22 protein-coding genes are annotated in these 20,693 nt (G+C 70.2%); 9 read left to right on the forward strand and 13 right to left on the reverse strand.

The features are described 5' to 3' along the window. The first annotated feature begins 5 nt into the window (after positions 1 to 5). Positions 6 to 1,034 (forward strand): S66 peptidase family protein, encoded by a 1,029-nt coding sequence (locus EV648_RS14970; protein WP_132290870.1) that lies wholly within the window; start codon positions 6 to 8, stop codon positions 1,032 to 1,034. A gap of 220 nt (positions 1,035 to 1,254) precedes the next feature. Here EV648_RS14970 and EV648_RS14975 read toward each other — a convergent pair whose 3' ends face one another. After that, complete coding sequence (locus EV648_RS14975; RefSeq protein WP_132290873.1) at positions 1,255 to 2,268, reverse strand: serine/threonine-protein kinase; 1,014 nt, start codon at positions 2,266 to 2,268, stop codon at positions 1,255 to 1,257. A 68-nt stretch (positions 2,269 to 2,336) separates the two neighbouring features. On the opposite strand from EV648_RS14975, the gene EV648_RS14980 reads away from it, so the two are divergent. After that, the gene (locus EV648_RS14980; protein WP_132290876.1) at positions 2,337 to 2,876 is read left to right on the forward strand and encodes an RNA polymerase sigma factor; all 540 of its coding nucleotides are present in this window, start codon (positions 2,337 to 2,339) and stop codon (positions 2,874 to 2,876) included. Here the strand turns inward: EV648_RS14980 and pepN are convergent. Genes pepN through EV648_RS14995 form a run of 3 tightly spaced genes read right to left on the reverse strand, consistent with a single transcriptional unit; the run spans position 2,863 to position 6,751 of the window. Beyond that, positions 2,863 to 5,319 carry an aminopeptidase N gene (gene pepN / locus EV648_RS14985; protein WP_132290879.1) on the reverse strand — a complete coding sequence of 819 codons (2,457 nt, stop codon included), beginning with the start codon at positions 5,317 to 5,319 and terminating at the stop codon, positions 2,863 to 2,865. The two genes, EV648_RS14980 and pepN, sit on opposite strands and share 14 nt — an antisense overlap. Positions 5,320 to 5,342: 23 nt before the next feature. Further along, on the reverse strand, positions 5,343 to 5,810 hold the full coding sequence (locus tag EV648_RS14990) for a YkvA family protein (RefSeq protein WP_132290882.1): 468 nt from the start codon (positions 5,808 to 5,810) through the stop codon (positions 5,343 to 5,345). A 59-nt stretch (positions 5,811 to 5,869) separates the two neighbouring features. Further along, entirely contained in the window at positions 5,870 to 6,751 is an 882-nt protein-coding gene (locus tag EV648_RS14995; RefSeq protein ID WP_132290885.1) for a LysR family transcriptional regulator, read from the reverse strand. 83 nt (positions 6,752 to 6,834) lie between these two features. Between EV648_RS14995 and EV648_RS15000 the strand changes: the two genes are divergently transcribed. The 3 genes from EV648_RS15000 to EV648_RS15010 all read left to right on the forward strand — a co-directional run bounded on the left by EV648_RS15000 (position 6,835) and on the right by EV648_RS15010 (position 9,179). Then, positions 6,835 to 7,140: a hypothetical protein gene (locus tag EV648_RS15000; protein ID WP_132290888.1), complete on the forward strand. Its 306-nt coding sequence runs from the start codon at positions 6,835 to 6,837 to the stop codon at positions 7,138 to 7,140. 78 nt (positions 7,141 to 7,218) lie between these two features. Then, positions 7,219 to 8,025, forward strand: a complete 807-nt coding sequence (locus EV648_RS15005) for a hypothetical protein (protein WP_132290891.1) — start codon at positions 7,219 to 7,221, stop codon at positions 8,023 to 8,025. 74 nt (positions 8,026 to 8,099) lie between these two features. Next, positions 8,100 to 9,179: a hypothetical protein gene (locus EV648_RS15010; RefSeq protein ID WP_132290894.1), complete on the forward strand. Its 1,080-nt coding sequence runs from the start codon at positions 8,100 to 8,102 to the stop codon at positions 9,177 to 9,179. 84 nt (positions 9,180 to 9,263) lie between these two features. On the opposite strand, the gene EV648_RS15015 is transcribed toward EV648_RS15010, so the two are convergent. The 5 genes from EV648_RS15015 to EV648_RS15035 are packed head-to-tail and all read right to left on the reverse strand — an operon-like array spanning position 9,264 to position 13,434. Beyond that, complete coding sequence (locus tag EV648_RS15015) at positions 9,264 to 10,193, reverse strand: S1C family serine protease (RefSeq protein WP_132290897.1); 930 nt, start codon at positions 10,191 to 10,193, stop codon at positions 9,264 to 9,266. A 22-nt stretch (positions 10,194 to 10,215) separates the two neighbouring features. Then, a complete protein-coding gene (locus tag EV648_RS15020; protein ID WP_132290900.1) occupies positions 10,216 to 11,163 on the reverse strand; it encodes a VWA domain-containing protein in 948 nt (315 codons plus the stop codon). Then, entirely contained in the window at positions 11,160 to 12,098 is a 939-nt protein-coding gene (locus EV648_RS15025) for a DUF58 domain-containing protein (RefSeq protein ID WP_132290903.1), read from the reverse strand. The genes EV648_RS15020 and EV648_RS15025 overlap by 4 nt, the downstream gene beginning before the upstream one ends. After that, positions 12,095 to 13,123: a MoxR family ATPase gene (locus EV648_RS15030; protein ID WP_132290905.1), complete on the reverse strand. Its 1,029-nt coding sequence runs from the start codon at positions 13,121 to 13,123 to the stop codon at positions 12,095 to 12,097. The genes EV648_RS15025 and EV648_RS15030 overlap by 4 nt, the downstream gene beginning before the upstream one ends. Continuing rightward, the gene (locus EV648_RS15035; protein WP_132290908.1) at positions 13,120 to 13,434 is read right to left on the reverse strand and encodes a hypothetical protein; all 315 of its coding nucleotides are present in this window, start codon (positions 13,432 to 13,434) and stop codon (positions 13,120 to 13,122) included. Before EV648_RS15035 ends, EV648_RS15030 begins: the two co-directional genes overlap by 4 nt. A gap of 130 nt (positions 13,435 to 13,564) precedes the next feature. On the opposite strand from EV648_RS15035, the gene EV648_RS15040 reads away from it, so the two are divergent. After that, on the forward strand, positions 13,565 to 14,257 hold the full coding sequence (locus EV648_RS15040; RefSeq protein WP_132290910.1) for a response regulator transcription factor: 693 nt from the start codon (positions 13,565 to 13,567) through the stop codon (positions 14,255 to 14,257). After that, positions 14,254 to 15,507 carry a cell wall metabolism sensor histidine kinase WalK gene (locus EV648_RS15045; protein ID WP_132290913.1) on the forward strand — a complete coding sequence of 418 codons (1,254 nt, stop codon included), beginning with the start codon at positions 14,254 to 14,256 and terminating at the stop codon, positions 15,505 to 15,507. Before EV648_RS15040 ends, EV648_RS15045 begins: the two co-directional genes overlap by 4 nt. Positions 15,508 to 15,558: 51 nt before the next feature. Here the strand turns inward: EV648_RS15045 and EV648_RS15050 are convergent, their stop codons facing one another. The 4 genes from EV648_RS15050 to EV648_RS15065 all read right to left on the reverse strand — a co-directional run bounded on the left by EV648_RS15050 (position 15,559) and on the right by EV648_RS15065 (position 19,190). Next, on the reverse strand, positions 15,559 to 15,972 hold the full coding sequence (locus EV648_RS15050) for a DUF3592 domain-containing protein (RefSeq protein WP_132290916.1): 414 nt from the start codon (positions 15,970 to 15,972) through the stop codon (positions 15,559 to 15,561). Between the two features lie 41 nt (positions 15,973 to 16,013). After that, positions 16,014 to 17,441, reverse strand: a complete 1,428-nt coding sequence (gene xylB / locus EV648_RS15055) for a xylulokinase (protein ID WP_132290919.1) — start codon at positions 17,439 to 17,441, stop codon at positions 16,014 to 16,016. A 64-nt stretch (positions 17,442 to 17,505) separates the two neighbouring features. Further along, a complete protein-coding gene (locus EV648_RS15060; protein WP_132290922.1) occupies positions 17,506 to 18,981 on the reverse strand; it encodes a mannitol dehydrogenase family protein in 1,476 nt (491 codons plus the stop codon). 11 nt (positions 18,982 to 18,992) lie between these two features. Continuing rightward, positions 18,993 to 19,190, reverse strand: coding sequence for a hypothetical protein (locus EV648_RS15065; RefSeq protein ID WP_241995198.1), 198 nt, complete (start codon positions 19,188 to 19,190; stop codon positions 18,993 to 18,995). A gap of 86 nt (positions 19,191 to 19,276) precedes the next feature. Between EV648_RS15065 and EV648_RS15070 the strand changes: the two genes are divergently transcribed. Together EV648_RS15070 and EV648_RS15075 are read left to right on the forward strand one after the other, a co-directional pair. Further along, positions 19,277 to 19,876, forward strand: coding sequence for a uridine kinase (locus tag EV648_RS15070; protein ID WP_132290925.1), 600 nt, complete (start codon positions 19,277 to 19,279; stop codon positions 19,874 to 19,876). Positions 19,877 to 19,988: 112 nt separating this feature from the next. Beyond that, on the forward strand, positions 19,989 to 20,678 hold the full coding sequence (locus EV648_RS15075) for a hypothetical protein (RefSeq protein ID WP_132290928.1): 690 nt from the start codon (positions 19,989 to 19,991) through the stop codon (positions 20,676 to 20,678). Positions 20,679 to 20,693: the final 15 nt, after the last annotated feature.

Raw genomic sequence — 20,693 nt, forward strand, 5'->3', positions numbered from 1 at the left:
CGCTGATGCTGTTCGCCGCGAAGCCGATCCCGGGCGACAAGGTGGCCGTGGTGTCGCCGTCGGGTGGACTGCCCGAGGTGTTCCCCGCGCCGTACGAGCTGGGCCTCCAGCGGCTCCGTGCCTTCGGGCTGGAGCCGGTGGAGTATCCGGCGACCCGGAAACTGCGGTCGACGCCGGAGGAGCGGGCCGCCGACCTGCACGCCGCCTGGTCGGACCCGCACGTCCGCGCGGTGATCGCCAGTATCGGCGGCGACGACCAGATCGCCCTGCTCAAGCACCTCGATCCGGCGGTCTTCCGGGCCGACCCGAAGCCGTTCTTCGGCTACAGCGACAACACGAACCTGCTCAACTTCCTTTACTCGCAAGGGCTTCCGGCGTTCCACGGCGGCAGCATGATGGCGCAGTTCGGCCGCGGCGGCGCGATGCATCCCGACAGCGAGCGGTCGCTGCGAGCCGCGCTCTTCACCTCCGGGGATTTCGAGCTGGCTCCCGCGACCGGCTGGACCGACCGGGATCGCGACTGGGCCGACCCCGTCCACCTGGAGACCGAGCCCGACCTCTTCCCGGGCGAGGGCTGGAGCTGGCACGGCCCGTCGACTCCGGTCAGCGGGCGACTCTGGGGCGGTTGCCTGGAGATCCTCGACTGGCAACTGGCCGTCGGCCGCTGGATGCTCCCGGTCGAGGAGTACTCCGGGGTCCTCTTCTGCGAGACCAGCGAGGAACTCCCGAGCGACACCCAGGTCTACCGGACACTCCGCAACTTCGGCGAACGCGGTCTGCTCGCCCGCTTCGACGCAGTCCTCTGGGGTCGGCCCAAGACCTGGGCTCTGGACCACCAGACCACTCCGGATGAAGGCGCCGCCTACCGCGCTTCGCAGTACGCCGCTGTGGCGCGGGCGCTCGCGGAGTACAACCCCTCCGCGCTGCTGGTCACCGGGCTGGACATCGGCCACACCGATCCCCAGATCGTCGTCCCGTACGGCGGCAACGTCGCCATCGACCCCGCCGCGGAGCGGATCACGGTCACCTACTGACGACAGCTAGCGGATCCCGGTGCGGGTGAGGGCCGGGGTAGCAGGCGACCGGGGACTTGACGGTGATGACTTTCACTTGATCGCGGCCTGGAGCTTGAGACCGGGGTTGTCGAAGCCGACGACAGATGACCTGCGCAACCACATCTTAATGCAGTGAGTAGTCACATGGCTCCCGTACGGAGTCAAGCAACTCCTTGACTGCCCACGTCTCGCCTGCTGATCACTGCCCGACGAAGAACCAGGCGGCGGCCAGCGCGAGCAGGAAGAACACCGGAACCAGCAGGAGCAACAGCCCGCGCCTGGTCCGGCGCCCCTGAGCCGCCTGCGCGACCGTAGTACTGATCTCGTCGTCGTTGCTGACGGCGGTGCGCTGTCCCGCCAACAGGGGCGCCTCCTGCTCCAGCCGGTAGGCCTCGACCTCCAGCCGATCGGCGAGGGTGTCCGCGCGCTCCCAGCGGTCGCCGACGCGGTAGGCGAGGGTGCGGGCCAGGATGTCGTCGACCTGGCCGAGCGAGTCGTGCAGCAGCGGCCGCAGGCTGGGTGGGTTGAGCTCCGGGTCGCGCGCGAGCACGTCGTTGATGGAGGACGCCACGTACGGCGCCCGCCCGGTCATCAGCGCGTACGTCACCGCGCCGACCGCGTACACGTCCGCCCGCTCGTCGAAACCGTCGCTCCCGCGCGCCTGCTCAGGAGCCATGTACGACGGGGTGCCGACGGCCTGGGTCAGTCCCGACGCCTCCGCGGCGCGTTTCGCCAGCCCGAGATCGGCCAGCACGATCCGATGCGTCCCGCCGCCCGACTCGTTGCCCTGGTTGGGCCGGAGCAGCAGGTTCGCCGGGGTGATGTCGCGGTGCACGACGCCCTCCTCGTGCAGGGCGGCGACCGCTCGCGCCAGGTCCGCGCCCCACCAGAGCGCGTCGGCCGGGTCAGTCGGCCCGTGCACGAGCACCTCGGCCAGGGACCCGCCGCTGATGAAGTCCATCACGAAGTACGGGCGGCCGTCGGGCAGTTGGCCGAGGTCGAAGACCCGGACCACCCGGTCGCTGGCGATCCGGCGCATCAGCCGGGCCTCGGACAGGAACCGCTCGCGGACGTCCGCCCGGGAGGCCCAGTTGTCCGCCAGCACCTTGACGGCCACGTCGACGTCGAGGTCGTCGTCGTACCCGCGCCAGACCGTCGCGAAGGCGCCTGCGCCGATCTTCGACTGCAGCCGATACCTTCCGATGACATCCATCCCGGCTATTGTCGGTTACTGAGCGGATCTAGGCGAACACCGACGCAGTACAAAGCAGTTGGGGGAGTATGAACGAGGACTTGGAACACCTCGCCGCGCGAGCGGCGGCGGGCGAGGCGAGCGTAGTTCCCGAACTGCTGCAGGCGATCCGTCCGCAGGTGCTGCGCCGGGTGTCCAAGTTCCTGCCGTTCCGCGAGGACGCCGAAGAGGCCGCGCAGGACACGCTGCTCCAGGTGGCGACCAAGATCCACACCTTCAAGGGCACCGGCAGCTTCGCCGGCTGGCTGACCGTGGTCGCGACGAACTGCGCCCGGCAGACCTACCGCTCGCTGAAGCGCCGGGCCGTCGAGCAGTCCGCCGAGGTGCTGCCGGAGTCGGTGGACCCGCGGACCACCTCGGTGATCGCCGGTTCACGGCTCGACCTGCTGGAGGCGCTCGAAGCGCTCGAGTCGAACCACCCGCAACTCGTCCAGCCGCTGGTACTGCGCGATCTAGGCGCGATGACCTACGCCGAGATCGCCGACGAACTGGCCGTGCCGCTCGGCACCGTGAAGGCCCGGATCCACCAGGCCCGCAAGGAAGTCGCCGAACACCTCACCGTCCGCTGAAGCGGCTTCGCACCACGACCGCTCGCCGCAGGTCGTCGGCCAGGTCGGACACCGACCGACGGATGCTCGGGGCAACGGTGTCGTCGGCGACCAGCGCCTCGGCCTGGTCGATCACCCGCTGCTCCACCGCGAACCGCGGGAAGATGCGGGTAGTGGTCAGCGAGATCGCCATCCCGGCCCGGTACTCGGCGGTGCCGGCGATCTCCGCGAAGAAGCGGTCCACGTACGGCGCGGTGAGCTCGGCCTGGGCGGGATGCCAGAAGCCCTCACAGGTGGCGAACAACTCGTTCACCCCGACCGCGGGATCCGTCATGATCCGGGTCCACGCTGCTTCCTTGCCATCGGCGGTCGCCGCGTAGCACCTCGCGGCCTGGGAGACGCCCTCGGTCGACTGGTCCCTGGCCAGCTCCGCGTCGATCTCCGCCTTGCCGAACGCGCCCAGCCGGACGAGCCGCAGTACGAGTGACCAGCGGAGATCGGCATCCACGCTGAGGCCTTCGGGAATCTGGTGGCCATCGAGCCAGCCCTTCAGCAACTGCTCGTCCGCCGTGGTGGCGATGACTCCGCGCGTGATGGCGAGTTGAAGGCTGCTGCCGGGCGGCGTCTGGGCGAGCCGGGCGGTCAGTACGTCGGCCGCCTGCGCGCGGTACGGCTCGTACGGGAAGAGGTAGACGCCGAGCAGGCGGTCCTCCAGCCAGCGCAGCAACGAACCCACCGCGATGTCGCTGTCCTCCTGCGCCAACGCCGCCAGCAGGATCTCGAAGGCCTGGCGTGGATCCAGCTCGGCGTCGGCGGTCGCGTCGCGGATGCTGTTCCAGATCACCGCGCGGGTGGTGCCGTCCTCGATCCTCGGCAGGACCGTGGGCAGGTTCGCGAGGCTCTCCGCGTCGAGCCGGATCTTGGCCCAGGTGTCGTCGGCCGCATCCGGCACGATCACCTTCAGCGCGGGATCGAGTTCCACGTCCACGTGGTCGCCGTCCAGCAACACCTGGGCTGGCGTGCCGCGGCCCTGCTCGTCGTACCCGGCGACCGTGAACTGGTGCGGACGGTCGGCCGGGTGGTCCGCGGGCGCCGTGCGGTGCAGGCGGATCCCGGTCTCCGTGCGCTCGGCGCTGATCGTGTCCAGGCCGGCCGTGCGCAGCCACTGCGCGGACCAGTTCGGCAGGTCCTCGGCACCGGCCTCGGTGAGCTTGCCGATGAACTCCGCCAGGTCCGCGTTGCCGAACTCGTGCGCGTCGATGTGCGCGTTGACGCCCTGCAGGAACACCTCGTCGCCGAGGTAGGTGGCGAGCTGCTTGAGCACCGCGGCGCCTTTGGCGTAGGAGATTCCGTCGAAGTCGTCGAGCGACGCCCGCGCGTCCTTGATCGCCTCAGCCGCGACCGGATGCGTCGAGGTCCGCTGGTCGGCCAGCAGGCCCCACCACTTGCGCACGAACGCGAAGTCCGTCCAGTGTCCGGCGTGATCCGTCGCGTCGTGCGAGACCCGGTGCGCCATGTACTCAGCGAAGGACTCGTTCAGCCACAGGTCGTTCCACCACTTCATCGTGACGGTGTCGCCGAACCACATGTGCGCCATCTCGTGCACCACGATCCGAGCCCTGGTACTGCGTTCCGCGTCCGTCACCTTCGACCGGAACACCAGGCTGTCCGCGAACGTCACGCAACCCGGGTTCTCCATCGCGCCGAGGTTGAAGTCGGGCACGAACACCTGGTGGTACTCGCCGAAGGGATACCGGTACCCGAACAACCGGTGATACTCGTCGAACGCCTGGGCCGTGGTGCGGAAGAGGTCGTCCTTGTCCTTCTCCAGGTGCTCCTTCAGGCTCTGCCGACAGGCCAGCCCGAGCGGAATCCCGTCGTGCTCGGAACGGATCAGGTGGTAGGGACCCGCCACCAGCGTCACGAAGTACGTGGAGAGCGGTTTGGTCTCGGCGAGCTTCCACTGGCCGGGCGCGGTCTGCGTCGCCGCCCCGTTCCCGAGCACGATCCAGTCCTCGGGGCACCGCACCGACATCGTGTACGGCGCCTTCAGGTCCGGCTGGTCGAAACAGGCGAAGTACCGCGGGGCCGACTCAAGCGAGGACATCCCGTAGGTGTAGACCCTGCCGTCGGCGGCATCGACCGTGCGCTGCAGCCCTTCGCCGTCCGCCGAGTAGGCCATCCGGCTGGTGACCACCAGTTCGTTCTCGGCCCGCAACCCCGCGAGCGGCAACCGCCCGTCGACCAGACCGCCGACGTCGACAGGGACACCGTTCAGTGTCACCGAGGTCAACTCGTCGGGCTTCACGTCGACGAACGTGCTGTCGGCCGACGCGGCGAACCAGATCCGGCTGACCGAGCCGAACGTGGTGTCCCCGGTGGTCAGGTCGAACTCGAGGTGGTATCCGCGAACGGTGACGGCGGCGGCCCGGATCCGGGCGTCCTCCACGGTGAGAGCAGGCATACTCCGGACGCTAGCAACCCGGCCTAAACGGGCGGGAGCTCGGACCGGTCTCGCTCATGGCGGAGGTACAGTCCGGTTGCGGTCGACACGCTGGTGAGCAGCCAGACCGCCACCCCGGCATCGTCGGCCACCCCGATGATCGGCAACAGTTCGGGGAGGATGTCGATCGGCGAGACCAGGTAGACCAGCGCGAGCACCCACAGAGCCATCCGGCTCTTGGGCAACCCGGCGTAGCCCTCCTGACGCGCGGCCCGCAGCAGTCGGGGCAGCGCACGGGCCCGTTCGAAGAAATCTCCGATGGGCACCGGCTCTCCCCTGGCCACCCGCTGCCGACGACGCACCCGTCGCAGCAGGCCGAGGCCGGCCACGGCAGCCCCCACGACGAGCAGGCCCACCCCGGCCGCGGACGCGGGCAAACCGGCAACATCGGCATCCCGGAACACCAATGTCGCCAGTCCCATCAAGCCCAGCAACCCACCGAAGTACAGCATCCACCAACCCTAGTGCGCCTCAGCCCAATAGGCAGGGAGGTCGAGTGGCGGCAGGAGGTCTACCCGGCGGCGAGGTGGATGTGGTGGGCGAGGGACTTGGTGGCGGCGGTTGGGCGGTGGGCGGAGTGACAGAGGAGGTGGGAGCGGGTGGACCACGGGTCGGTGAGCGGGCGGATGTCCAGCAGAGGTCCCGGCGGCACGGAGCGGAGCGGCACGATGGCCAGGCCCACTCCCGCGGTGGCGAGGGTGATGAGGGCGTGCAGGGTCGGGACGAGGGTCCGGTAGCGCGGGACCGGCGCGTGCGGGCCGAGGTGTTTTTCGATCCAGCCGCGGAGGGCGGCATCGGCGGGTAGGCCGACCATCGGGTGCTCGGCGACGTCGGCGTACGAGAGCGACTGCCGCCCGGCGAGCACGCCACCGGACTGCCCGATCACGACGAGCGAGTCGTCGGCCAGAAGCTCAGTCCGCAATGAGGTCGAGCCGGCTTCGTCGTCCGACACGATGCCCAGGTCGGCCTTGCCCTCGCTGAGCAGACGCAGCGACCGCGGTGTCCGCTGCTCCGACACCGTCACGTCATGCTCCGGATACTCCCGCAGGAACGACGCGAGCGCGGCCGGCACCAGCCGATCCATGGCAGACGTCCCAGCGACCAGGACGAGCGGCCGGGACCGCGCCGCGGTGTAGCTCGCGACAGCACTGTCGAGCCGAGCCGTCTGAGCCAGTACTTCGCGCGCGTGCCGGGCCAGCGTCGTACCAGCCGGCGTCGGCCGCACTCCGCGCCGCTCCCGGATCAGCAACCCGACCCCGGCCTGGGATTCAAGCGCCCTGACCCGTGCACTGGCCGAAGGCAGACTGAGATGCATCCGAGCCGCTCCCGCCGTGATCGAGCCCTCGGCAACGACGTTCACGAAGAGCCGCAGATCGTACAGGTCGTAGCGCATCTCCTCAGCCTAAGCCTGAGCCATAGGCTGACCTCGGAAATGACGCATTGCGCGGCCCGGTCCACACCATCGATGCTCGAACTGTGCTCACCGACGACGACCGCGCCCGGATCGCGATGGCCCACGAGGCCTGCCAGATCGCCGACCTCGCCCGCCTCGCGATCACCACCCGCGACCCGGCCTCAGCCCTCGCCCAGGCACACCAGCTCCTCGTGACCGCCCACCGCCTCCTCGAAGCGGCCCACGCCTACGCCCACGGCACGAACCCACCCGAGAGCTTCGCCTCGACCCACCCGGAGGAAGCAGCCGACGACATCACCGACTGGCTCGGCCGCCATCAGGAGGGCGAGTTCGATCACAGTGCAGGCACATTCCTGCAGATCCGGTAACGCCCGCGCCTCCCAGCCGATAGGCGGACGGAGTGAGAACCCACCGGTTCTCCCCGCCTGTATCTCCTGGGGGTTCTGTTGCGTCCGTCATTCCGCCTCATCGCGCCGGCCGTCCTGGCGGCTATCGGCCTGACCGCGGCCGTCGTGCACCTCGCACCAGCCGAAGCAGAGGCCCAGACCGCAGGTGAGCCGTCCGTGACGGTGATCAGCCCGGCTGCCGAGAGCACCAACCCGCTCGGCGACGTTCCGGTCAAGATGACCGTCGACCTTGGTGGCGCGACCTCGGGCCGCGTCGACGTCTCTCTCGGGTACTACATCAGCGGGGCCGCCGACATCCCCGAGGGCAGCTGCGACGCCGGTTGCGAGATCACCGTCACCTTGCACATCGGCGACTGGGACCACCCGCGACTGGGCTCGGTCCTGCTGACCGCGAAGCTGACCACCGCCGACGCCACGACGTACGGCGGCGGCACGGTGTACTTCCCCGGCCCGGTGCCGATCTCCGAGATGCGGCACGTCCGCGACGGCCAGCTGTACGAGGACGCCGTGGTCGATGCCATCGGCAACTTCCGGGTCAGCGCCTCGAACGACCCCGGTGACGCCGTCGCCGAGGTCCGGCTGCGCGACCTCGCGGGCACCGCACTCGTCACGGAGTCGGCGGCGTTCACCGTCACCCGGGGCGTCTGGCACGACGCCGTGTTCAGCCTCGACCTCACCGCCGTCCCGAACGGGTTCTACGAGCTGCACAGCCGGACCCGCGGCACAGACGGGCTGTACGGCGAAGGCCGGCGACTCGACGTCCGCGTGAACCACACGAACCCGGCGATCTTCGACACGGGGACGGACGCCCCCAGATCGGCACCGGGGCGATCAGCGGCAACCTGACAGTCCAGGGGCCGCTGCTGAGCGGCAGCAAGCCGGACATCGCCAAGGCGACCGTCGACGGCGTCGAGCGCTCGGTGCTCCTCCTCCCGGGCTGGGGCCCGGGGCAGTGGCAGAAGCCCGGCACCATGGCGCAGTCGGGCTTCTACGTGGAAGGGCCCGCGCTTGGCGTCGGCAGCCACCAGGTGGCGCTACGCCTGCTGGACCCGGCCGGCCGCGTGATCGGGACGCCGACCACCCGGACCATCGTGGTGATCGCGGACTCCCAGGCCACTGTCGTCGCGCCCAAGCTCGTGGTCGGCCGCAAGTCGACGGTCACGCTGACCGCCGACCCGCCGGCCGGGCGGCAGTTCGACAGCTGTGCGCTGGGCCTGAGCGGTCCGGCGGGCGCCGACGCGTTCGAGGTCGGCTCGTGGTGCTCGACGCTCAAGCTGCTCCCGAGCCTGCGCACCACCGCCGCGGTCACCCCTCGGCGAGCCGGGGCGAACACGTTCACCGTCTATCTGAACACCAGCGACGGCCACACCCGGAACATCCCGGTCGCGGCCACCGTCTACTCCGCCCGGCGCGCCGCCGTCCGCGCTCCCGCCGTCCCGTACGGCGCTCGCGGTACGGCGAAGGTGGTCGTCCAGGACTCGGCGAGGCTCAACACCTGGGCAGCGGCTCCGGCCGGTATCACTGTCTCCCTGCAGCGCCTGGCTGTCGGGACCACTCGCTGGGTGACGGTCGGTTCCGCGAAGACGGTGGCCGGCGGTATCGCCTCGGTCCCCTTCACCAGCACCACGAACGGTGCGTTCCGGGCCGTGATGCTGTCGTCCGTACCGGTTGAAACGACGGTCTCCCCGGCGATCAGCGCGGTCTCCGGCGCCACCGTCGGCTGGCGTCTCGCTCCGCGCGCCGCGACCCGCGGGAAGGCCGTCGTCTACGAGGTGCTCGCGAACCCGTACGACGCGGGCGCGCTCGCGCAACTGCAGGTTCGCAAGTCCGGCACGACCAAGTGGGTCACGGTGAAGAGTGTCGCGGTCCCGACCAGCCGGATCGCCCGCCTCGCCTACGCCTACCCGAGTGCGGGCGCCTGGTCGGTCCGGGTCTACCGACCCGCGACCAAGCAGCACGCGGCCGGCGTCTCCGTGGCCCTGGGCGTCAGCGTCAAGTAGCCCCGATTCGGCCGATACCGGCCCAGGATCGGCACAGCAGGGCCTGCGGACAAAGGAGTCTGCGGGCCCTGCTGCATTGATGGCTCAGTCGATCAGGCCTTTGACGATTGTGGTCATTCGGTCGACGGGGATGGCGAAGCCGATGCCGATGTTGCCGGAGCGGCTGGAGGTGCCGAGGGTGGCGATGGCGGTGTTGACGCCGACCACCTGGCCGGCCGCGTTGACCAGCGGGCCGCCGGAGTTGCCCGGGTTGATGGCGGCGTCGGTCTGGATCGCCGTCTGGCGGGTGCCGCTCTCGCCGAAGCGGGCCTGGCGGTTGACCGCGCTGACGATGCCCGCCGTCACCGTTCCCTCCAGCCCGAGGGGTGAGCCGACGGCGAGCACCGGGTCGCCCACCCGGAGTTCCGAGGACCGGCCGAGCGTGAGCGCCCGCAGGCCCGAGGTGTCACCGCTGACCTGGAGGACGGCCAGGTCGTTGTTCGAGTCCACCCCGATGATGTCGGCGTCGAGCGAGCGCCCGTTCGACAGGACCAGTGACACATTGCTCGCTCCTTCCACCACGTGGGCGTTCGTGACCACGTGTCCCTGCCGGTCGATCGCGAAACCCGAGCCGGTCGCCCGACCCGCCCGGACCGACACCACGCCGGGCAGCACCGCCGCCGCGGCTGAGGAGATCGACGAACCCGATCCCGACGGAGCCGAGGCCTGCGGCAGTTCCACCGGTGCGCCCGTGGCCGGCGTATCGAAGGCGCCACCCGTCACGGCGCCGGCCAGTCCACCCGCCAGGACGGACAACGCGATCCCGGTCGCCAGCACCCGCCCGGTACGGCGTACCGGGGTCGGGGCCGTCACCCCGGCCTGAGGTGCCGCGGCCGGAGAGGGGGGTGCCGGCGTGGCGGAGGCCGGGGTGACGGGGAAGGGGATACCGGCGGGCGGTGGCTGGGGCGGGGCCGCCGGCGGTGGTCCGGGCTGGTAGTGCGGCCCGCGGAAGGGTTGACCGAGATGTGGGCTCACAGCAGGCTCCTGACGTACAGCACTAGGGCAGACGCGAGAACCAGAGCAGCGACGCCAGGCCGGCCAGCAGGGCCGCGGCCAGGGCGATTCCCGCCACCAGGTTGGTGATCTCGCGTTCCTCGGTGGTCCAGCCGATCGACGACTGGAGATCGGAGTACACGTCGCGCAGTTCCTCGTCGCTCTCCGCGGCGTAGAAGGAACCGCTGGTCGCCTCGGCCAGCCCCCGCAGGGACTCGGTGTCGGCGGGGACCGGGATGGACCGGCCTTCGATGTCGACCGTGCCCTCCGGTGTTCCGTAGGCGATGGTCGACACCGGTACGCCGGCCTCCGTCGCCGCCTGGGCGGCCTCCTCGACAGGCCGGCCGGAGGTGTTGCCACCGTCGGACAGCAGCACGATCCGGGTCGGCGGCGGATCCTCGGCCGCATCGGCGTCCAGCGACCGGACGGCCTGCAGGCTCGTCATCACGGCCTCGCCGATCGCGGTGCTGTCGGTCAGGGTCAGCCCGTTGATCGCGTCGACGGTGGCCTGGTGGTTCGTGCTCGGCGGCGTCACCACGTTCGCAGTACGGGCGAACGAGACCAGGCCGACGTTGAACTGCTCGGGCAGGTCGTTCACGAACTCGGTCGCGGCCTGTTTGGCCACCTCGAACCGGTTCGGCTCGACGTCGGTGGCGGCCATCGAGTTCGAGATGTCCATCGCCACCACGACGGTGGCCCGTTCCCGCGGCACCCGGACATCGGTGACGGGCCGGGCGATCGCGATGGTCAGGACGGTCATCGCGGCCAGAAAGGCGAGCGCGGGCGCATGCCGTCGCCAGCCGGGCCGCCGCGGCGCCACCTTCTCCAGCATCGGCAGCGTCGCGAACCGTACGGCGTATTTGCTGCGGCGGCGTTGTGCGACCAGGTAGGCCACGACGAGCGCCGCGACCACCAGTAGCAGCCAGAGCCACAGGGGTTGCTCGAATTTCATCGGATACCGGTCCTCCCTCGAGGCGTTCGGCGGGTGTGGGCCCGGCGGCGTGCGGTGGCGAAGGCGGCCACGTCGCGGACCCAGTCGGTGTCGGTTCGCAGTACCAGGTGGGCCGCGCCGGCGGCACGGATCGCCTGGGCCGTCTGCGCGCGTTGCTCGGCCATCGCCGCGGCGTACCGCTCGCGCAGCCGCTTCCTGCCGGTCTGGACCTCGCGTCGCCGGCCGGTCTCGGGATCGACCAGCGTCAGCAGGCCCACTTCGGGGAGTTCGAGCTCGCGGGGGTCGAGGATCTCGACGGCGATCACCTCGTGCCGCGCGCCCAACCTGCGCAGCGGATCCGCCCAGCCCTCGCCGTGGAAGTCGGATGCGACCACTCGCAACCCTGGCCTGGGATGCTCCCGGTTCAGCCGGCTGATCGCGTGGCCGAGATCGGTGACCGGGTGCTCCCCCGGCTCCGGCCGCGGCAGGGACAGCAGCGTGCGCAAGGTACGCCGCAGCGCCGCCACCCCGCCGACGTCCGGGATCCGCCTGACTTCGTTGCCCAGGGCAACACGTACGCCGAGCCGGTTGCCGGGGCGGTCCGCGAGCAACCCGACGGCTCCGACGACGGCGACGGCCAGATCCCGTTTCTCGCTGAGCGCGGTGCCGAAGTCCATGCTGGCGGACGCGTCCACCAGGGCCCAGGTCTCCAGCTCCCGCTCGGCCAGCGGCGCGCGGACGTGCGGTTCGAGCGAGCGGGCGGTGACGTTCCAGTCCATCCGGCGGACGTCGTCCTGGCCGGCCTGGTACGGCCTGGCCTCGTTCGGCTCGCTGCCCGGACCGCTGCGCAGGCCAGTGATGTCGCCGTGCAGGAAGCCCTCGAGCTTCCGCTTCACCGACAGCTCCAGCGAGCGCAGCGCCCGCTCCCGCCCGGCCAGCAGGTCGGGACCCGTCATGCCGCCGACCCCTGGGCACCGCCGGTGGGATCGAAGCCGGGAGCCGTGTTGACGCCCGGGGTGTCGTCCGCCGGTACGACGTGCGGCTGCTCAACGGTGTGCAGCACCCTCGACACCACTGCCCGCGGGTCGACCCCGTCCGCGAGCGCGTCGAACGTCAGCACCAGACGATGCGCCATCACGTCGTGCGCAACGTCGTACACGTCGGCCGGCAGCACGTAGTCCCGGCCCCGCAGCAGTGCGAGGGCGCGACCGGCTGCCACCAGGCCGAGCGTGGCCCGCGGGCTCACCCCGAAGTCCAGCACCCCGCCGAGATCGTCGATCCCGTACTGCTGCGGAGCCCTGGTCGCGTGGACCAGCCGGACGACGTACTCCGCGACGGCGTTGTGCACGAAGACGTCTTCCGTTGCCTCCTGCAACTCGGTGACCATCGCAGGAGTGAGTACTGCGTTGGCGTGCGGCCGATGCGAGCTCATCCGCTGCAGGATGGTGAGTTCCTCCATCGGCGTCGGGTAGTCGACCGTGATCTTCAGCAGGAACCGGTCCCGCTGTGCCTCGGGCAGCGCGTAGACACCCTCGGACTCGATCGGGTTCTGGGTGGCGAGCACCAGGAACGGCTCGGGCAGCGGGTAGCTGACGCCGCCGATGCTGACCTGGTTCTCGGCCATTGCCTCGAGCAACGCCGACTGCACCTTCGCCGGCGCCCGGTTGATCTCGTCGGCGAGCACGAGGTTCGCGAAGATCGGACCGAGCTCGGTGTCGAAGCCCTCGGCGGACGGGCGCCAGATCCGGGTGCCGACGATGTCGCCGGGGACCAGGTCGGGGGTGAACTGCAGCCGGGCGAACCGGCCGCCGATCACCTCCGCGAGCGTCCGGACGGCGAGCGTCTTGGCGACGCCGGGAACACCTTCCAGCAGGCAGTGACCGCGGGCCAGCAGGCCGACGAGCATCCGCTCCACCAACTGGTCCTGGCCGACGACGACCCGCTTCACCTCGAAAAGGGCGCGCTCGAGCACTGCGGTCATGCGTTGTCCTGCGGGTCGGCCTGGCTCTGCTCGGGCTGGGTCGGCTGGGATCCTTCGGCGCCCGGGCTCTCGGTGCCTGAGCCGTTCTTCTCGGGGCAGTCGCGGCCGTCACGCTGGGCGCCGCTGCCGTTCTGGCCGGGCCCGGTGCTCGGGTCGGCGCCGGGACTCGGGGTAGTCGCGCCGTCCTCGATGGTCACATAGCCCTGCTCGGGCGCCGGGTCGTTGCCGGCCGCATACGCGATGCCGCCGACGCCGAGCGCGGCGGCGGCGACCGCAGTACCGAGCAGGAGACGTTTGCCGGGGAGGTTCATGCCAACTCCTTCTGACTGAGGTTGATGGGTTCCAGATCATCAGGAGGGCCCGAAAACGACCGGAAAGCAGAGCGAAAGTCCGCCGAAAGAGCTCACCGGGACTTGCGATCCGCGCGGCTACCTTGGTCTGGTGCGATTACTGGTGGTGGAGGACGAGGAAGGTCTGGTCAGCGCGCTGCGCTCGGGACTGGGCCGGGCCGGCTATGCCGTGGACACGGCCGAGAACGGCGCCGTGGCGATGGAGAAGCTCGCGACCACGGCGTACGACCTGGCGATCCTGGACATCACCCTGCCCGACACGAGCGGCCTCGACCTGTGCCGCGCGGTACGGCGGGGCGAGATCGAGGTGGCGTCCGGGCGGGAGTTGCGGGTGCTGATGCTGACCGCGCGGGCTTCGCTGGCGGACCGGGTCCGGGGGCTCGACGAGGGCGCCGACGACTACCTGACGAAGCCGTTCGCCCTGGTGGAGTTGCTGGCACGGATCCGCGCGCTGCTCCGGCGGGACGTGACGAACGGGACCACCCAGTTGCACGTCGGCGACCTGGTGCTGGACAGCTCGCGCCACCTCGCCACCCGCGCGGGCCGGGAACTGCCGCTGACGTTGAAGGAGTTCGGCGTACTGCGGTATCTGATGTCGCGGCCCGGGCACGTCGTGTCGGCCGAGGAACTGCTCGAGCACGTGTGGGACGAGAACGCGGACCCGTTCACCCAGAGCGTCCGGGTGACCGTCGGGACGCTGCGGCGCAAACTCACCCTGGACGGCGAGGATCCCTTGCTGGAAACGGTGATCGGGCGCGGCTACCGGCTCAGAGGTGACACATGAAGCTCCCGCCGTGGACCCAGACCATCCGCTTCCGGCTCACCGTCGCGTACTCCGCCGTACTGATCGGCCTGTCGGCGCTCGTGCTGGGCGGCCTGTACTTCGCGCTGTCGGCCTACCTCGATCCGACGCCGCTGGACCCGATCACGGTCAACAAGGTCTACCGCGACCACGAGGGCAACCTGAAGGCCAAGGAGGGTCAGACCTTCCAGGCCGCGGAGTTGTCGAGCATCGAGTCCGCGGTGAACTACAAAACCCTGCAGACGTTGAGGAACTACTCCGCCGCCGGGATGGGCGCGCTGTTCCTCGTCAGCCTCGGCACCGGCTGGTGGTTGTCCGGTCGCGCGCTCCGGCCCGTCCGGCAGATCACCGCGACGGCGCAGGACATCTCGGCCACCGACCTGTCCCGGCGGATCGCGCTGCAGGGACCGCGGGACGAACTGCGCAACCTGGCCGACACCGTGGACGACATGCTCGGCCGGCTGGAGTCCGCCTTCGTCGCCCAGCGGCAACTCGTCGACGACGCCTCCCACGAACTCCGCAACCCGCTGGCGGTGATCCAGGCCAACGTCGACGCGGTACTGGCGCATGACGACACCCCGCCGGATGATCGCGCGCAGGCGACCGCGATCGTCAGCCGCGCGATCCAGCGGATGACCCGGCTGGTCGAGGACCTGCTCGCGTCGGCCCGCCGCTCGTCCCCCGCCTTCGTCGACGCCGACGTGGATCTGGCCGCGATCGCTGGTGAGGCAGCCGAGGAATACGCCCTGCTGGCGGCCGATCGCGAACTCCACCTGGTACGCCGCCTCGCGCCCGGGCCGATCGCCGCCGGAGATGCCCAGGCGCTCCGCCGGGCGGTGGACAACCTGCTCTCCAACGCGGTCCGGCTGGCTCGCGGCGGCAGCGAGCTCGTCCTGGCCGTCGGAAGCCGCAGCGGCTGGGCCTGGATCGCCGTCCGCGACGAGGGCCCGGGAATCGCCGACGAGGACGCAGACCGCGTCTTCGACCGCTTCTTCCGCTCAGGCCAACGCCAACCACCCCCGGCCGTCGCCTCGACCGGCCAACGCCGAGCCGGCCTCGGCCTCGCCATCGTCCGCCAGATCGTCGAATCCCACGGCGGCACAGTCGCCCTCCATTCCGAGGTAGGCGTCGGCAGCACCTTCATCCTCTGGCTCCCCGAACGCTCCCTCACCAACACCACCCGCCGCAGCCCCACCCCACCCACCGAAGACCCCCTCGGCCCCCGCCACTAGCTGGCGAGCCGCCCGCCAAGGCGGTATTGCCACTCTGCCGAGGCTCGCGGGTCAGGTCCTCGGCCAGAGTCGTGTTACGCCGAAGCAGGCGAAGAAGACAACACCGACGAACCACAGGCCACCGAGCCAATAGTCGAGGCCCCAGTCGGCCGCCTGCATCCGGTACGGATTCTCCGGGTCGTAGACGACCAGGATCTGCTTCCCGACCTCGGCCTCCAGATAGTTCGCCGTGTCGTTCTCGATGGTCTGTCCGGCCTTGGTCACATAGCGGACGTCGATGCGCGTCGTCTTGCCTCCGTACTCGTCCAGCACCGTGGCTGTCACGACTTCTCCACGCTGGCCGAGCCAGTACGTGTCCAGATTTTCAGCCACCCCGAGGCCGGCGAGGACCAGCGCCGCCACAAAGCACATGACCCCTTCGAGGTCGAAGGTGAACCGCCGCTTGCTGCGAACTCGTGGTTTCACAGCAAGTCGACGTCGACCGCTGCCTGCTCGTTCCGTTTGGGTCAGGACCAGTCCTTGTTCGCGGCGAGCAACGGACGGGTGCCGGCTAGTACTGCGGCATATTGCTCGCGGACGGGGGTGGCCTCGGCATCTGTCATGACGGAGGATTCGGGCTTGCCGGTGGCGACGTCCCAGATGGGGAGCTCGCCGGTGAGGGCCCACGCGGCCTGGCGGGCTGCACCCAGCGCCACATATTCGCCGGGCTCCGGCAGCACGACTGGGGCTCCGAGCAGAGCAGGAGCAAAGGCCTGTACTGCGCGTGAGCGGGCCGCGCCGCCTAGCAGGAGGACTCGGTGGACGGGAAGGCCTTGGGTGCGGAGGGCGTCCACGGCGTCGGCGAGGCCGCAGAGCATGCCTTCGACCGCGGCGCGGGCCATCGTCGCGGGCTGCGCGGTGGCCCGGGTGAGTCCGTAGATCAGGCCGGTGGAGTGCGGGAGGTCCGGGGTCCGCTCGCCGTCTAGGTACGGCAGCATCACCAGTCCGGCGCTACCCGGCGACCCCAGCGCCGCCTCGTCGAGTTCGGCGAGTTCCATGCCGAGGAGCTGGGCGGTCGCCGACAGGACGCGAGCCGCGTTCAGGGTGCAGACCAACGGCAGGTAACCACCGGTTGCGTCGGCGAAACCAGCGACGAAACCGCTCGGGTCCGTCGTCGGCTCGGCGCACCTGGCGAACGCGGTACCGCTGGTTCCGAGGGAGACGGCGACGTCGCCGGGCTGGAGGTCCAGGCCAAGGGCGGCGGCCATGTTGTCGCCGGTGCCGGCGGCCAGGGCGATGCCGGTCGACGTCCGGCCGACGATCTCGGCCGGGTCGGCAACCCGTGGCAGGGTCAGCGGCCGGCCGAAGGCGAGCTCGACCAGATCCGGTCGGTAGGAGTTGGAGGTCGGCGACCACCAGCCGGTGCCGGAGGCGTCGCCGCGGTCGGTGGTGAGGTCCTCGATGCCCGAGCGATCGGCGGCCAGCTTGTGGGTCATCCAGTCGTGCGGCAGCGCCACAGCCGCGGCTCGGGCCGCGGCATCCGGGGCAGCGCTGCGAACCCACCGCAGCTTCGTGACGGTGAAGCTCGGCACCGGCACAGACCCGGTCGCAGCAGCCCATGCCTCCGGGCCGCCAAGCTCCGAGACCAGCTCCTGGGTTGCGTCGGCCGAGCTCGTGTCGTTCCAGAGGACTGCCGGGTGGACGACCTCACCAGAGCCGTCCAGCAGGACCATGCCGTGCTGCTGACCTGCCACGGAGATCGCCTCGACACCGTCGAGCAGGCCGTCGGATGCGATCTCCCAGGCCTTCCACCACTCGGCCGGGTCCACCTGGGTGGCGTCGGGATGCGGCGCGCGGCCTTCCCGCAGTACCTCGCCGGTAGAGGCGTCGACGACCACGACCTTCGTCGCCTGGGTGGAGCAGTCCACTCCTGCGACCAGTCTCTGCTGACTCATGTTGGGCCCTTCTTCTCAGAGCGGCAGGCTCGGGCCAACGGTAACCGCTCCCACCCAAGCTCGCTCAGTCAGCAGCCAGGGCCTCGAGCGTCGCCCGGGCTCCTCGCTCGTGCAACGACGACAGCGCCGAGGTGTAGGCCCGAACGAACCGTTCGTCCTGCGCGAGATCGCCGAACAGGTCGGGGTCGGAGACGAAGACCAGCGGCTCCTCGCGATTGTGCTGGGCGCGCTCGACCAGCTTGTCGCGCAGCCGGTCGACCACCTCGATCGGCTCCCCCTGCTCGTCGGTGCCCTCGGCGTACCGGGCCCAGGCGGCGACGACCAGCGCGGCCCGGTCGATCCCGCGATCGGCGGCGAGCTGCTCGCGGACGACGGGCAGCAGCCACTTCGGGATGCGGTCCGAGCTCTCCGCGCAGAGGCGGGCGAGGGTGTCGCGGACCTCCGGGTTGGCGAACCGCTCGATCAGCTGTTGCTTGTAGCGATCCAGGTCCACCCCCGGCACCGGCGGCAACGTCGGAGTCCCCTCCTCGTCCATGTAGGCGAGCAGGAAGTCCACGAACAGCTTGTCCTGGCAGACCTCGTGGGCATAGCGATAGCCGGCCAGGTACCCCAGGTAGCACAGCGCCTGGTGGCTCGCGTTCAGCAGCCGCAGCTTCATCAGCTCGTACGGCTCGACGTCCTCCACCAACTGCACGCCGACTTCCTCGTACGGCGGCCGGTCTCCGCCGAAGTCGTCCTCCAGCACCCACTGGGTGAACGGCTCGCAGACCACCGGCCAGCCGTCCTCGATCCCGAAGTGCTCCGCCAGCGCCTCCCGGTCGGCGTCCGCGGTGACCGGCGTGATCCGGTCCACCATCGAGTTCGGGAACCGCACCTCGCGCTCGATCCAGTCCGCCAGCTCGGGATCCTTCAGCCGCGCGAACGAGGTCAGCATCTTCCGTGCCACCTGACCGTTGCCCGGGATGTTGTCGCACGACATCACCGTGAACGGCGGTACTCCGGCCGCGCGCCGCCGGGCCAGCGCCTCGATGACGAACCCGAACACGCTCACCGGCGTGGCCCCGGGCTCGAGATCGGCGGCGAGACCCTCGTCGGAGGTGTCGAGCTCACCCGTCACCTGGTGCACGTTGTACCCGCCCTCGGTGATCGTCAGCGAGACGATCCGGGTGGCCGGGTCGGCCATCCGCGCGAGCACCGCCTCCGGGTCGTCCGGGGCGAACAGGTAGTCGACGATCGAGCCGATCACCCGCGGCTCCAGGGTCCCGTCGGGGTGCTTGAGCACCAGCGTGTAGAGGCTGTCCTGCGCCGACATCACGTCGTCCATCCGGCGATCCTGCGGCAGCACGCCGACGCCGCAGATCCCCCAGTCGAGCGCCTTCCCGTCGTTCATCAGCCGGTCCAGGTACATCGCCTGGTGGGCCCGGTGGAACCCGCCGACCCCGAAGTGCACGATGCCGGGACGGACCGCCGTACGGTCGTACCGCGGGGCGCCGACCTGGTCGCCGAGCGCGCCCACGGTGTCGGAACTGAGCTTCTGCAAGATGTCCTCCGTCACTTGACGGCCCCGAGCGACAGGCCCTGGACCAGCTTGTCCTGGGCGGCGAATCCGGCGATCAGCACCGGCAGCGACACCACCAGCGCCGCCGCGCAGACCTTGGCCAGGAACAGCCCCTGGCTGGTGACGAACCCGGTCAGGAACACCGGTGCCGTCTGGGCCACCGTACCCGTCAGGACCCGGGCGAAAAGCAACTAACCCACGACACCTCCCTCCACCAGGCGCTCTTCACCTGACCTCATGCCGTTGCAGGGCCCCAGGGTGAGGAAGAATGGCGCCGGTGAGCGCGCGGGTGGTGTTGTTGGCGGGGCCTTCGGGGGCCGGGAAGTCCCGGCTGGCCGAACTGGTGGGGCTGCCGGTGGTCCGGCTGGACGACTTCTATCGCGACGGCGACGATGCCGCGATGCCCCGGTCCCCGCTGGGAATCGTGGACTGGGACGACCCGGGCTCCTGGGACGCCGACCGGGCGGTCGCAGCGCTGGAGACCCTTTGTACGACGGGGTCCGCGGACATGCCGGTGTACGACATCGCGGTGGACGCGACCATCGGGCATCGGCCGGTGGTGACGGACGGATCACCGCTGGTGATTGCCGAGGGCATCTTTGCCGACCAGATCGTCGGAGCACTGCGCGATCGTGGCCTGCTGGCCGCGGCGATCTGCGTCTACCACCACCGCCTCGTCACCTTCGTCCGCCGGTTCCAGCGCGATCTGCGGGAGCACCGCAAGCCGCCGTTCACCCTGCTGCGGCGGGGATTGCTGCTGTTGAAGGACGACCCGCGGGTGGTCAAGCGCTGCATCGACGCCGGGTGCGAGCCCCTGCATCCGAAGCCGGCCCGGCGCCGGATCACCGCACTGCTGTCGGCTGCCAACGCTGAGTGATCCCGGCGGGCCTGAGCTCGCTCTGTGTGTCCGCGGACTGGTCAGGATTTGCCTGGTGTTCACCTTGGTCTGGTGGGCTCTCGCCGTCACCCCCTGGACTGGCGGAGGAATCGTGAGGCGTCACGCGCCTGGTGTTGCCGCTGTGCTGTACGTCGGAGTGCTGGCCGTCGGAGTGCTGGGGCTGACCGGGTGCGGGAGCAACGCGGGGGCCACCACCACCCAGGTGCAGGTCGCACCCGCCGCGCCGACGGCTGCTCCCAAGGCAGTGCCGAGCAGCAGCCTGGCGCCCCTGGTCGTCGTACCGAGCGGCTATCTGAAGAGCACCGCAGCGGATCCTGAGCAGCTGAGCGGGCCGTTCACCGCCGAGTTGTACCTCGACACCCTGTCGCCGATGCCGGCGGTGGACCGGGCGCTGCTGCTGAACGCGTCCTTCGGCGAGGGATACCAGGTGTTCCGGGTCAGCCCGGACCGGCAGAAGCGCTTCACCCTGCAACTTTTCAAGACCGGCTCCAGGGCGAAGGCGGCCGACCTCCGGCAGGGTTTCTGGAAGCAGGACGTGCACAGCCGCTCGTTCGCCGTACCGGGTGTTCCGGGAGCGTTGACCGATGCCCGGGTGGAAGTGGTCGGCTCGTCGGACCAGATGGAGGCGGTCGCTCAGACCACCTTCGTCGTCGGCACTCTCGTCGTCGACCTCACCATCCGCCAGACCGGCAGCCTGCAGGACACTCCCACCCCAGACACCGCGCTGATCACCACCCTCGCCAAACAGCAGAAAGACCGGCTCGCCCGCAAGTCCGGCTGAGTCCTGCCGGCCTCG

The sequence above is a fragment of the Kribbella sp. VKM Ac-2568 genome (assembly GCF_004345365.1).
Taxonomy (GTDB): domain Bacteria; phylum Actinomycetota; class Actinomycetes; order Propionibacteriales; family Kribbellaceae; genus Kribbella; species Kribbella orskensis.